At 61.8% G+C, this 12,857-nt stretch carries 12 protein-coding genes and 1 tRNA gene; 8 read left to right on the forward strand and 5 right to left on the reverse strand.

From position 1 onward, the window contains the following. The first annotated feature begins 224 nt into the window (after positions 1–224). The 6 genes from KBX13_RS06455 to KBX13_RS06480 all read left to right on the forward strand — a co-directional run bounded on the left by KBX13_RS06455 (position 225) and on the right by KBX13_RS06480 (position 7,077). Positions 225–1,487: an AI-2E family transporter gene (locus KBX13_RS06455; RefSeq protein ID WP_256021305.1), complete on the forward strand. Its 1,263-nt coding sequence runs from the start codon at positions 225–227 to the stop codon at positions 1,485–1,487. Between the two features lie 58 nt (positions 1,488–1,545). Continuing rightward, positions 1,546–2,901, forward strand: a complete 1,356-nt coding sequence (locus KBX13_RS06460) for an FAD-dependent oxidoreductase (protein ID WP_305086037.1) — start codon at positions 1,546–1,548, stop codon at positions 2,899–2,901. A gap of 10 nt (positions 2,902–2,911) precedes the next feature. After that, positions 2,912–3,622 (forward strand): S1 family peptidase, encoded by a 711-nt coding sequence (locus KBX13_RS06465; protein ID WP_256021307.1) that lies wholly within the window; start codon positions 2,912–2,914, stop codon positions 3,620–3,622. A gap of 130 nt (positions 3,623–3,752) precedes the next feature. Then, positions 3,753–4,976, forward strand: coding sequence for a Na/Pi cotransporter family protein (locus tag KBX13_RS06470; protein ID WP_256021309.1), 1,224 nt, complete (start codon positions 3,753–3,755; stop codon positions 4,974–4,976). A 141-nt stretch (positions 4,977–5,117) separates the two neighbouring features. Further along, positions 5,118–5,768, forward strand: a complete 651-nt coding sequence (locus KBX13_RS06475) for a DUF1707 domain-containing protein (protein ID WP_256021312.1) — start codon at positions 5,118–5,120, stop codon at positions 5,766–5,768. Positions 5,769–5,790: 22 nt separating this feature from the next. Next, the gene (locus KBX13_RS06480) at positions 5,791–7,077 is read left to right on the forward strand and encodes a pyridoxal phosphate-dependent aminotransferase (protein WP_256021313.1); all 1,287 of its coding nucleotides are present in this window, start codon (positions 5,791–5,793) and stop codon (positions 7,075–7,077) included. Here KBX13_RS06480 and KBX13_RS06485 read toward each other — a convergent pair. After that, on the reverse strand, positions 7,074–8,342 hold the full coding sequence (locus KBX13_RS06485; protein WP_256021315.1) for a UDP-glucose/GDP-mannose dehydrogenase family protein: 1,269 nt from the start codon (positions 8,340–8,342) through the stop codon (positions 7,074–7,076). The genes KBX13_RS06480 and KBX13_RS06485 overlap by 4 nt on opposite strands. An 11-nt stretch (positions 8,343–8,353) precedes the next feature. Continuing rightward, a complete protein-coding gene (dcd, locus tag KBX13_RS06490; RefSeq protein ID WP_070479603.1) occupies positions 8,354–8,917 on the reverse strand; it encodes a dCTP deaminase in 564 nt (187 codons plus the stop codon). Between the two features lie 44 nt (positions 8,918–8,961). Here dcd and KBX13_RS06495 point away from each other — a divergent pair, with 44 nt between their 5' ends. Beyond that, the gene (locus KBX13_RS06495; protein WP_256021317.1) at positions 8,962–9,858 is read left to right on the forward strand and encodes an alpha/beta fold hydrolase; all 897 of its coding nucleotides are present in this window, start codon (positions 8,962–8,964) and stop codon (positions 9,856–9,858) included. A gap of 57 nt (positions 9,859–9,915) precedes the next feature. Continuing rightward, positions 9,916–9,989 (forward strand) — tRNA-Gly (locus tag KBX13_RS06500). Positions 9,990–10,168: 179 nt separating this feature from the next. Here KBX13_RS06500 and KBX13_RS06505 read toward each other — a convergent pair. Genes KBX13_RS06505 through KBX13_RS06515 form a run of 3 tightly spaced genes read right to left on the reverse strand, consistent with a single transcriptional unit; the run spans position 10,169 to position 12,832 of the window. Continuing rightward, complete coding sequence (locus tag KBX13_RS06505; protein ID WP_070975612.1) at positions 10,169–11,560, reverse strand: ABC transporter ATP-binding protein; 1,392 nt, start codon at positions 11,558–11,560, stop codon at positions 10,169–10,171. Beyond that, complete coding sequence (locus tag KBX13_RS06510; protein WP_070361802.1) at positions 11,557–12,243, reverse strand: energy-coupling factor transporter transmembrane protein EcfT; 687 nt, start codon at positions 12,241–12,243, stop codon at positions 11,557–11,559. Before KBX13_RS06510 ends, KBX13_RS06505 begins: the two co-directional genes overlap by 4 nt. Further along, positions 12,236–12,832, reverse strand: a complete 597-nt coding sequence (locus tag KBX13_RS06515; RefSeq protein WP_070361801.1) for an MptD family putative ECF transporter S component — start codon at positions 12,830–12,832, stop codon at positions 12,236–12,238. Before KBX13_RS06515 ends, KBX13_RS06510 begins: the two co-directional genes overlap by 8 nt. Between the last annotated feature and the right edge of the window lie 25 nt (positions 12,833–12,857).

The following is a 12,857-nucleotide window of genomic DNA, read 5'->3' on the forward strand; positions in this document are numbered from 1 at the left end:
TGTTTATCGAAGTATTTTCTGAAGTTAATCCGAAGTTGAATCGCCTCGGCTCAACTTGACGGGAACCACTGTAGCAGAAGTTCCGCCAACCTTGAGCCTGTCGCGCTCAATCCTTACAACATGCAATCTAAAAAGTTATTCCCACCAGACTCAACTTTGTATATTTTTGCAGTTCATGGAGTGTAAATAAGTTATGTCGGACAGGTCTGGCACAATGTCTTGGTATGAGCAACAAAGTTGAACCACAGGAGGAAACACAGCCCACCGCGGCCGACGCCGCGCAGGAGCTTTCCTCAGAAAATGTTGACCGCAGCACGGTCATCGCCTCCGACGGGCGCACCGCGGCAGCTTGGGCGGCGAGGTTCATCATTATCGTCGCCGCCACCGCCATCCTGCTGTACCTGCTGAAGTACGTCTGGATGGGCCTGCTGCCGATCTTCCTAGCGCTCATCGTGTGCACGGTGCTGTGGCCGCCAGTGGACTGGCTGCGCAAGAAGAAAGCGCCGCCTGCGCTCGCTGCGGCCGGCGTGCTCGTGGGGGCCTTCGCCATCATCGGAGGCATCTTCGCCGCCATGGCCCCGACCGTGCGCACGCAGGGCACCCAGCTCGTCGACCAGGCTGAGCAGGGTCTGAACCAGATCACCCAGTGGATCCGGGAGAACGTCGACACCGAACTTATCGACCCCACGAAGATCCAAGAGGCCATCGACCAAGTCACCAATGTCCTGCGCGGACAGGCCTCCAACATCGCCTCGGGCGTGTTCACGGGCATCGGGGCGATCGCTTCGATTGGTACCACGCTGGGCCTGACCTTGATCCTCACCTTCTTCTTCCTGAAGGACGGCCCGAAGTTCCTGCCGTGGCTGAAGGGCTACGTGGGCGTGCGCGCCGGTTGGCACCTCACCGAGGTCTGCATGCGTTCCTGGAATACGCTGTCCGGTTTCATCCGCACGCAGGCGATCGTCTCGGCTGTCGACGCCGTCTTCATCGGCCTCGGCCTCCTCTTGCTGGGCGTGCCGCTGTGGCCGGTGCTGGCAGTGATCACGTTCTTCGCCGGCTTCGTCCCTATTATCGGTGCGTTCACCGCGGGCGCGTTGGCAATTATTATTGCGCTGGTTTCTAACGGGTTGACCAACGCCATCCTGGTACTCGTGCTCATCATCGTGGTGCAGCAGCTGGAGAGCAACATCCTCCAGCCGATTCTGCAGTCCCAGGCAATGGGGCTGCATGCCGCGATCGTGCTGCTGTCGGTGGCGCTCGGCGGCACGCTGTTCGGCATCGTCGGCGCGTTCCTCGCGGTGCCAGTCGCCGCAGTGCTCGCTGTCTGGTTCCGCTACTGGGCGGAGATGGTCTCGCTACGGACGGGCGAAGTCACCCCTGACGAGATCCAAATGGCCACCCAGCAGAGCCAAACGCTGGACTCCAAGGAGGCCTTCACCGCGGTGCGCGAGCACATGGCGCAAATGGGCAGGCGCTCCAAGAACTAAGCATGTAGCGCTATATTGTTAAGATAACTAGCCTCAAAAACCGAAAGGACATATTTCTATGAGTCTGCGCGTCGCTGTCGTAGGTGCCGGACCAGCCGGTATTTACGCATCCGATCTGCACATCCGCAATCAGGAGCACGAGATTCACGTTGACCTGTTTGAGCAGATGCCTGCGCCGTTCGGCCTCATCCGCTACGGTGTCGCCCCGGACCACCCGCGTATTAAGGGCATCGTGAAGTCGCTGCACAACGTGATGGATAAGCCGAACCTGCGTTTCCTGGGCAACATCACCGTTGGCCGGGACGTCACCATTGATGAGCTGCGCGAGTACTACGACGCCATCATCATCTCCGCGGGCGCTGTCCGCGACCGTGAGTTCCTCGTCCCTGGCGGCGACAAGTCCATCGGCGCCGGCGAGTTTGTAGGCTTCTACGACGGCAACCCGCGCTTCGAGCGCTCCTGGAACCTGGAGGCACGCGAGGTCGCAGTGGTGGGCGTCGGCAATGTGGCGCTGGATATCTCCCGTATCCTTGCAAAGACCGGCGACGAGCTGCTGGTCACCGAGATCCCGGACAACGTCTACGAGTCCCTGAAGAACAACAAGGCCGAGGTCATCCACATGTTCGGCCGTCGCGGCCCGGCACAGGCGAAGTTCACGCCGAAGGAGTTGCGCGAGCTCGACGAGTCGGACACCATCCAGGTGCTCGTCGACCCTGAAGACATTGATTACGACGGCCCCTCCGAGGAGCTGCGCCGCGCCGACAAGTCCATCGACCTGAACTGTCAGGTCCTGGAGCAGTACGCGATGCGCGAGCCGGATGATGCCCCGCACAAGATCCACATTCACTTCTTCGAGTCCCCGGTCGAGGTGCTCACTGAGGGCGACGACATCGTCGGCATCCGCACCGAGCGCACTGAGTTCGACGGCGAGGGCGGGCTGCGAGGCACCGGCAAGTTCACCGACTGGCCAGTCCAGCAGGTCTACCACGCTATCGGCTACCGCTCCGAGCCTGTCGAGGGCGTCCCGTTCGACCTTGAGCGCCACGTCATCCCGAACGACGGCGGCCACGTCCTCGGCGAGGACGGCTTCGAGGACTCCCTCTACGTCACCGGCTGGATCAAGCGCGGCCCGGTCGGCCTGATCGGCAACACGAAGTCGGACGCGAAGGAAACGACCGACATGCTCATCGCCGACGCAGACGCCGGCAAACTCACCGCCCCGGTCCACGAGGACCCGGACGCCATCCTCGGCCTGCTCGACGAGCGCAGCATCGACTACACCACCTGGGACGGCTGGTACCGCCTGGATGAAGCAGAGCGCAAGCTCGGCGAGGAGTGCGCCACCCACAGCCGCGAGCGCAAGAAGATCGTCGAGTGGGACGAAATGGTCTCCTACGCCCACCACAAGCAGTAAGCTGCTGGCTATGCGCCAGTTTATGAAGAAGATCGCCGTTGCATGCGTGGGCGTCGCCACCGCCGCTTCCCTGCTCGCCCCCGCTGCCGACGCGCGGCCGGTGGTGAACCAGGGCGACCGCGTCCGCCTCGATATGGGGCTCGCCTACGGCATCTGCACCGTCGGCTATGTCGACCGGGCGCGCAACCAGATCGCCATCGCTCGCCACTGTGTGAAGTTCCCGTTCCAACAGGTGCTTGACGGCAGCGGCCGACGCATCGGCACGGTGGTCTCCTTCCCAGGCTGGTTGGTGAGCGCCGACGGCCCCAACGACTTCGCCTACGCCACTCTCTCCGGTGCTACCGCCGGAGCCAACCGCCTCTCCGGTGACGCGAAAGTCCACCCCAACGCGGTGCGCCCAGGCGAGCGCGTCTGCGCCTACGGCGCCACCACGCGCCGCGAGTTCTGCGGGCACGTCACTGGGGTGCGCGGCAACATGGTGGCAACCTCCATCGCCGGGCCTCGCCACGGTGACTCCGGCGGCCCCATCTGGATCCCGGGCCGCGGCTTCGTCGCCGTCACCTCCGGCGGGGTATGGAAAGACAAGAAGTACTGGATGACCGGCTCCTACCCGGAGCTGTACTTCGGACCCGAACTGCTATCTCCTGTTTCTATGGACCTTGACCAGCCCACGACGTCGTCAAACTCGATCCCGGGCTGGTACGCGCGGCAGCTGCGATAAGTTCGCCTAAAATTCACTTTGGTGTTACCGGCCGTGCACGTGCGCACATTATGGTGATACGTTGGCCCACACCTTGGGCCCTTTTTGGCGAGAGTTTTTTCGACTACAGGAAGCGCTTCATCATATGAGCATGGACACCGCGACAACGACGTTCACGCACCACCCCGACGGAGCAGACGCAGGTAAGAAAGACCCACTGGGTTTCCTGCCGTTCGGTGGCCCCTTCAAGACTTTCGTGGACTGGATGTCCGTCGTCGTCGCGGTGTGGCTGCTGCTCAACGCGGTGAGCATGATCGGCGGTGGCTTCCAGATGGCCGCCGGTGACCGCGCCGAGGAACTCTTCTCGTTTGCACAGAACCCGTTCGTGGGCCTGGGCATCGGTATCCTCGCCACGGCGATCATGCAGTCCTCCTCCACCACCACATCGATTACCGTCGGCATGGTTGCGGGTGGCCTGCCCATCGAGATCGCCATCCCGATGCTCTTCGGCGCCAACCTGGGCACCACCGTCACCGCCACCCTCGTCGCGCTCGGGCTTTCGGGCAACAAGGAGCAGTTCCGCCGCGCCTTCGCGATGGCCACTGTGCACGACTTCTTCAACCTGATCGCCCTGGCCATCTTCATGCCGCTCGAGCTCGCCACGGGCTTCCTGCAGAAAACCTCGGGCGCGATCGCGCACTACACCAGCGGTGGCTCGGGCGGCATCCTCAACACGGTCTTCAGCGGCATCGGCGACTTTGTCGACGCCATCACCGAACCACTCGTCTCCCTCGCCGAAACCATTGTGAGCCCACTGAGCCCCGTGTGGGGAGGCATCATCCTCTCCATCGGCGGCATTGCGCTGATCATGGTGGTCATCGGGTTCATCGGCAACATGCTCGGCACGCTGCTGGTCGGCCGGGCGCAGGAGTTCCTGCACGCGGCACTCGGCAAAGGCACCCTCTCCGGTGTGCTTTCCGGCGCCGTCATCACCACGGCGGTACAGTCCTCCTCCACCACCACGTCGCTGACGGTGCCGCTGGCGGCGTCGGGCAAGTTCCACATGCGCGACCTGTTCCCGTTCGTGGTCGGCGCCAACATCGGCACCACCGTCACCGGGCTGATTGCGGCGTTCTCCGCGCCACCCGAGGTTGCCGAGGTCGCCATGCAGACCGCCCTGGTACACACCCTTTTCAACACCTTTGCAGCTATCATCATTATGTCGGTGCCCTTCCTGCGCGCACTTCCCCCGAAGGGTGCCGAGTGGCTCGCCGGCCTCGCCGATAAGAACAAGACGTACATCTTCATCTGGGTCGGCAGCGTGTTCTTCGCGCTGCCACTGCTGGCGATCTTCATCACCAACTTGGTGTCCTAGGGGCTGACAAAACCCAAACTGTAGTAACAGGAATGTAGTAATCCGGATTTTGGCGCTCCCCATTTCGGGGATTACTACATTCCTGTTACTACACTTTGCAGGTCTAGGACGGGCCACACCAGCCAAGTATGCTTAGGAGCTATGACCATGCCTCAACCGAATCCGAATTTCCAGTTCAACTACCGCATCAGTGACACCGACCGCAATGACGCGGTGACGGCGTTGTCGGTGGCGTTCGGTGAGGGGCGCCTGACCATGGACGAGTTCGATAGGCGGTGTGCGGCTGTCGCGAAGGCGGAGTACTCGCCGGACTTGATGGCGTTGTTCCAGGATTTGCCGCAGAAGCCGGGCCAGTGTCAGGTGCCTGCCCAGCAGTCGCAACAGTCGCCGGTGTACACGGGCGAGGACATTGAGCTGGCCCGCAAGCGCGGACGCAATGTGCGCGGAGGCCTGCTGGGCTTGTCGACGATCGCCAGCCTCGCTTTCATCGTCGTCTTTTCCGAGATGGGCGAAAACTTCCTGGCCGTACTGTCGCTGCTGATCATCCCGACCGTGTTCATCCTGCTGTATGTGATGAAGGTGGGGCCGGATAGCTGGTACTCGCCGTCGGTTCGGCAGATTCAGCGGGCGCAGCGCCAGGCGGTCAAGATGCAGCAGTTGGAGTTGCAGTCGCATCAGGCGGCGGAGATCGCGATGCGGAAGCAGCAGCAGCGCCAGCAGATGGACCAGCTGAAGAACGATGCGTTGAATATCGCGCAGCAGACGATGCAGCGGTTCAACAAACGTGGTTAGGTTCGGGCGCTAGTATTGGCACATGGCCAACAAGAAGCAATCAGAAGCACCAGAAAACAAAAGTCCGCAGCACACGCCTTTTAAGCGGCACCGGCACTTTGACCAGGCCGAGAAGCTGAAGAACGTGTTTTATGACATTCGCGGCCCGGTGAGCGCGACCGCGGAGGAGATGGAGCGTGACGGCCACACCATCTTGAAGCTGAACACGGGTAATCCGGCCGTGTTTGGGTTTGAGGCGCCGGATGTGATCATGCGTGACATGATTGCCAATTTGCCCACTTCGCAGGGCTACACCACGTCGAAAGGCATTATTTCGGCGCGGCGTGCGATTGTGACGCGCTACGAGATGATTCCGGACTTCCCGGCGTTCGACATTGATGATGTGTACCTGGGCAATGGGGTGTCCGAGCTGATCAGCATGGTCACGCAGGCTGCCCTGAATGAGGGGGACGAGATCCTCATTCCGACGCCGGACTATCCGCTGTGGACGGCGGCGTCGACACTTGCGGGTGGCAAGGTGGTGCACTACAAGTGCGACGAGGAGGATGACTGGAACCCCTCGCTGGAGGATATCCGCTCCAAGGTGACCAGCAAGACGAAGGCCATCGTGGTGATCAACCCGAACAACCCGACGGGTGCCGTGTATTCGCGGGAGACGCTTGAGGGCATCGCGAACATTGCCCGCGAGCACGAGCTGATGATCTTCGCCGACGAGATCTACGACCGCATCCTTTACGACGGCGCCCAGCACATCTCCATGGCGGAGGTTGCCCCGGACGTGATCACCCTGACGTTCAACGGCTTGTCGAAGGCGTACCGGGTGTGCGGGTACCGCGCCGGCTGGATGGTGCTCACGGGGCCACGCCGCCGCGCGAAAGGCTTCATCGAGGGCCTGGACCTGCTTTCCGGCACGCGCCTGTGTGCGAACGTGCCTGGCCAGCACGCGATCCAGGTGGCCTTGGGTGGGCGTCAGTCGATTTACGAGCTCACCGCGGACGGCGGACGACTGCACAAGCAGCGCAACGTCGCCGTGCGCAAGCTGCGCGAAATCCCGGGCATTTCCGTCGTGGAGCCGAAGGGCGCCCTGTACGCCTTCCCGAAGATCGACACGGAGATGTACCACATCCACGACGACGAGCGCTTCATGCTGGACCTGCTCAAGAGCGAGAAGATCCTCATGGTGCAGGGCACCGGCTTCAACTACCCCACCCCGGACCACTTCCGCGTGGTCACGCTGCCGTGGGCGTCACAGCTGGAAAACGCCATCGAGCGCCTGGGCAACTTCCTGGCGGACTACCACCAGCACTAGCGGATGACTCGCCAGCCCGCCTGCTGCCAGGTGGGGATATCGAGGGCGTTGCGGGCGTCGATAATTACTCGCTTATCGACGCCCACCAGCGGCTCCAGGAACGCATCCCACTCGGTGGCCAGGATGCACAGGTCCGCGCCTGCGGTGGCCTGTGTGAGCGTGCCGGGAAACTCCAGGTCGGGGTAGGCGGCGCGGGCGTTGGCGAGGGCCTTCGGGTCGTGGACGCGCACGCGAGCACCGGCGTCGTGGAGGCGCTGCGCCACGTCGAGGGCGGGCGAGTCCCGGATGTCATCCGAGTTCGGTTTGAACGCCGCCCCCAACACCGCGATAGTGCGCCCCTCCAGCTCGCCGAGCTCCCCTCGCGCCAGGTCAACAATGCGGGCGCGGCGGCCCTGGTTGATGGTGTCGACCTCCCGGAGGAAACGCACCGAGTCACCCGCGCCGAGCTCGTCGGCGCGCGCGATGAACGCCCGGACGTCCTTCGGCAGGCAGCCGCCCCCGAAGCCCAGGCCGGCGTTCAGGAACTGGCGGCCGATGCGCCCGTCCATCCCGATCGCGTCCGCCAGCTGGGTAACGTCAGCCCCCGCCGCGTCGCACACCTCGGCGACCGCATTTATGAAAGAAATCTTCGTGGCCAAAAACGCGTTCGCCGCCACCTTTACCAGTTCAGCGGTGGGAAGATCCGTCACCACGACTGGTGAGCCCTGCTCAATAGGAGTGGCGTACACCTCCCGCAGCACCTGCTCCGCGCGCCCACCCGGGCGCTGTCCCACCACGATCCGGTCCGGCGCCAGCGTGTCCTTCACCGCGTGGCCCTCACGCAGAAACTCCGGGTTCCACGCCACCTCCACCACATCCGGGAAACGCTCCTGCAGGCGGCGCGCAGTGCCCACCGGCACCGTCGACTTCCCCACCACCAGGTGCTCCCCTTTCAGGATTGCGGCGAGGTGGGAGGTGGCGTCGTCAAGAAATGAAGTGTCTGCGGCAAGCCCACCGGAAACCTGCGGCGTGCCGACGGCCAAAAAATGCACCCGCGCGAACCCCGCCGCCTCGCGCAGATCAGCCGTGAATCTCAGGCGGCCCGAAGCCGTGTGGCGCTGCAGCAATGTGTCGAGGCCGGGCTCGAACAACGGCGCCCTCCCCGACTGCAGGGCCGCAACCTTGCGCGCATCCGTGTCCACCGCCAGCACCTCGTGGCCGAGCTCAGCCATGCACGCGGCATGCGTCGCCCCCAAATACCCCACGCCGACCACCGACAACCGCATACGCGAGGCCCCTACCGGAAGTTCAAATACGCCTTCGACGGCGTCGGACCCCGCTGCCCCTGATACTTCGAGCCCAACGCGCCACTGCCGTACGGCACCTCCGCCGGCGACGTCATCGCGAACAACGCCAACTGGCCGACCTTCATCTCCGGCCACAGCACGATCGGCAAATTCGCCACATTCGACAGCTCAAGCGTGATGTAGCCCGAAAACCCCGGATCGATGAACCCGGCCGTCGAGTGCGTCAACAGGCCAAGCCTGCCCAGAGAACTCTTGCCCTCTAGACGCCCAGCCAAATCGGCTGGCAACGTGAACTTCTCCAACGTCGACGCCAAGACAAACTCACCCGGGTGCAGCACAAACCCCTCACCCTCAGGGACCTCCACCAGCGTAGTCAGATTCGGCATCTCCTCACGCGGATCAATATGGGTATAGCGCGAGTTATTGAACACGCGGAAGAACCGATCCAAACGCACATCCACCGACGACGGCTGCACCAACGCAGCGTCATACGGCGCAATACCGAGGCGTCCCGAATCAACGGCGTCACGAATGTCATGGTCTGAAAGAAGCACGGCGCCTAGTCTAGCCTGCTTTGGGGTGGGGCTAAAGTAAACGCATGCACCGAATCCTCTCGACCATTCTCCTGACCGCCGCTCTCGCGGTCAGCGGCGCCCCAATCGCCACAGCGAACACCAGCGACATCTTTAACGACGCCTCTTGCGTCCCCGCCGCCGACAAAACCACACCCGTGTTGTACGTGCACGGCACCGCCGGCAACACCGAAAAGTGGGCCCAAAACGCCGTCGCCCTCAAAGCCGCAGGCTACTGCGTGTGGGGCTTCAACTACGGCCGTGGCAGCGGACTGCCATCTCTCTTCCCTGGCTCCTACGGCAACGCCGACATCAACAGCTCCGCGCGCGAGCTCGCACGCAACGTTGAACGCGTCAAGGAAGCAACCGGCTCCGACCAGGTCGACCTTGTCGCACACTCCCAAGGCGGACTGCTGGTGAAGAAATACATCGCCGAACTCGGCGGCGGCAACAACGTCCGCCGCGCAGTCACCGTCGGCGCCACCTTCCACGGTACCGACCTCAACGGCGCCGGCCGATTCCTCTCCCCCATCGCCCGCGCACTCCCACGCCTCGCGGCGTTCCTCGTCGGACCAGGCGCACTCCAACAGCTCAACGACTCCCCCGAGATCCAGGCCCTCAACGCACTCCCCGACACCCAAGCCGGCATCGTGTACACCTCGCTCTACTCACCATCCGACGTCACCGCAACCCCAAACAGCACCTCAATCCTGCAAGCTGTCGACGGAGCGGACGTCGTCAACATCAACATCGAAGCATCCTGCCCGAACTCCGGACGAGTCCTGCACCCCAACATGCAATCCGACCTCACCGTCGCAGCCCTCACCCGGTGGGGCCTCGAGCGCACCGTCGACGACCGCACCCCCAACCAGCGCGCCTGCTCACTCAGCGCACTCCCCGACGGGTCCGACGCAGCCCGCTAGCGTTTGGCGAATTAGCAGCGCGGTGCTAAAATTACCCACTGCTGCATTACATGCGCTGCCGGCGTAGTTTAGTGGTAGAACATCAGCTTCCCAAGCTGAGAGTGCGGGTTCGATTCCCGTCGCCGGCTCCACTGTCGCCGGCTCCACCGTCGCCGGCTCCACTATGACGTCGAAAATGATAAGTAGGCGTTTGCGTTAGCGCGTACGCCCCAAGGGGGTCAAGAAAATCGCTTGCGTTAGCGAGTGTATAGCGCATTAGCTCTGACCTGCGGAAGCGCTTTCCTCTCTTTCGGCTGAGCGAGCGTTTGCGTTAGCAGGCGTTGATCTGGTCAAGGCGGACGCTATGGTCGGCGACCTCGGTAACGAGTTCAGCGTCGTGGGTGATGACAATGACGACGGCACCAGTGTCAGCGAGTTTACGCATTACTCGGGAAATCGCGACAAGGTGCTTGTAGCCAACACCGGACGTGGGTTCGTCGAAGATGTAAACTTTCTTGTTCGCAGCAAGCGCTGTAGCAATAACCAGGCGTTGGCGCTGCCCGCCAGAGAGTGCTTGGGGATGGTCAGCCTCGTGGTCGGCAAGGTCGAGTTCTTCAAGGATCGCGTGGGCATCGATGTGTTGCTTTTCGGCTTTGGTCGTGCCGAGCGTGACTTCGTCGATGACGGTATCTGAGAACAACTGTCGGGTAGGGTCTTGCATCACAAGGTAGGCGTCACGGCTGGGGAATTTTTGTCCATTGAGTGTGATGGATGCGTGTTTGGCTTTTTCTAGTCCGCAAACAATGCGTGCCAGGGTTGATTTCCCTGAACCGCACGGGCCGAGGAGCGCTGTGATTTTCCCTGCCGGAAAGAGCGCATGGTCGACGTTGAGAACCGTTTTCCCCTGCCGGTAGGCGAAGGTGAGGTTGTCGATCGTGAGCCCCTCCCCTGCCGGTTCCGGAAGTTGTGGCATAGACACAGTCACTAGGGATCGCAGTCCAAGCTGTTTGCGCTCCTCATCCGAGGTAGCGTAGAACTCTTCGCCGGTTGCGGTGAGGGCGATCTTGCCTTTGTCGAAGCAGTAGACACGGTCAGCGATCCCGGAAAGAAAACTTAGCCGGTGTTCAGCAATGATGATCGTGTGTCCATCAGCTTTGAGCCTGGCGATGAGTGTGGCGAGTTGGCCGATAAGATCAGCTGATAGGTTCGCGGTCGGCTCGTCAAAGACGATCAGCGACGTGTTGTTGCACATGGCGACGGCGCAGGCCACGCGTTGCATCTGCCCGCCCGACAGCTGTGTGACGCGGGATTCCAACAGGTCGGCGATACCTAACTCGGCTGCAACCTCGTCAATGCGGGCACAGATCTCCTGCGGGGCGCGGCCGAGATTTTCTGGGCCGAAGGCGAGTTCTTGGCGCACGTGAGTGGTGTAGAACTGGGTGCGTGGGTTTTGAAACACTGTCGAACAGTGGTGGGCAAGCTCTGATAGATCTACTCGTGCCACGTCAATGTCGTCGACTGTGACGCTTCCGGTAAGGTCGCCGTCGTGAAAGTGCGGGATGAGCCCGTTAAACAGCCGTAGCGCGGTGGTTTTCCCCGATCCCGATGCGCCACACAGCAAGGTGACGGTTCCAGGTGTGATGGTGATGGTTGCGTCAGTGATTGAGGGGTGGTCTGCTCCTCGATAGGTGAAGGTGACGCCGGTGGCTTGGGTTATTGTCATAGGACGATTCTCCATATCGCGAAGCCGATAACGACGAGCAGAATGACTGCGTCGATCACACGGAATTTCACGACCGTGACTGAGGTGGGCTTTGCGGTTCCGCCCAGTCCTCGCACGAGGGCAGCAGATGCCAGTTCGTCCCCGCTGCGTACCACGGTCGATAGCAGCGGGATTGTGAAGTACTGGGCCGCGCGCAGGGAAAACGCAGACATGCCGCGTAGTTTCATCGCATCTGAGATCGCTTTAACCTCGTGGCCGATCACGGGCAGCACCCGTAAGGCAACCGAGATTGGGATCGTGAAACAGGTCGGGATCCGTGAGCTGACGAGTGCTTTTTGCAAGGTGGCGGGTCGGATTACACCGATCGCGTATGCGCCCATGCCTGCGCTGACACTGAATCGCCACATCCACTGCAAAAACAGCATGAGGAACGCGCTGACCGTTGACTTCCACACCAGTGGTATCACGAAGACGAGCCCGCCGAGGACCGCAAACGTGGCCAGGTAGACGGCCACCCAGCTCGGGCGCACGAGCGTGTTGGGGTTGATCGCAGCGCTCGCCAGCATCACGGCGGCGAATCCGCCCAGAGCACACACGAACCACGGCGAGTAGGCACTGTAGATCGTGGTGGAGACGATGACGAGCGCTACGATAATCGTGCGCGGGTCGGGAAGTTTAGACAAGACCGGCCCGTTCAAAGTGCTTACGCGCCACCCTGGTTCCCAACAGACCAGCAAGCCAGCCCACGATGAGCATCACAACGAAGAAGCCCAACAGAATCGGAATCGTGACAACCTGCGCCATCTTCGCGGCATACTCGGCGCCCATTTGTTCGGCGATCTGCGACATATATGCGTCTTGGTCCATAAATAGCGGCATCCACGGGGAAACATAGATCGGCAGAATAAACAGTGCGTATGCCAGCGGAACGCGAACCTTCACGCTCTTCGGCCCCTTGGTAATGACTAGGTCGGCGAGCAGGCCGAATACAGCGGCCACCGCGATTCCCCCTACCCAGTGGCCGGTCACGAAGAAGAGGATTTCGATGATAATCAGCATGATTGTCAATGCCCCCATCTTCGGAGTGCGTGCTGTGAACAGCGCAAAGACGATGCCGTTAACGAGAATAGAAAGCAAGAAGCCGGCATACATGGCGGCGGGGATGAACCCGAGCATTCCGAATGCAAACACGATGACGAACATCAAGGCGGTGAAGACGCCAATGTTGATGAAGTCGCGCGTGTTGAGGCGCGAGGATGTAGGCGTAGACATAGTTTTTCCTTTCATGTGCGTATAC

This window comes from Corynebacterium sp. CCUG 51687 (assembly GCF_024453995.1).
Classification (GTDB): Bacteria; Actinomycetota; Actinomycetes; order Mycobacteriales; family Mycobacteriaceae; genus Corynebacterium; species Corynebacterium pseudogenitalium.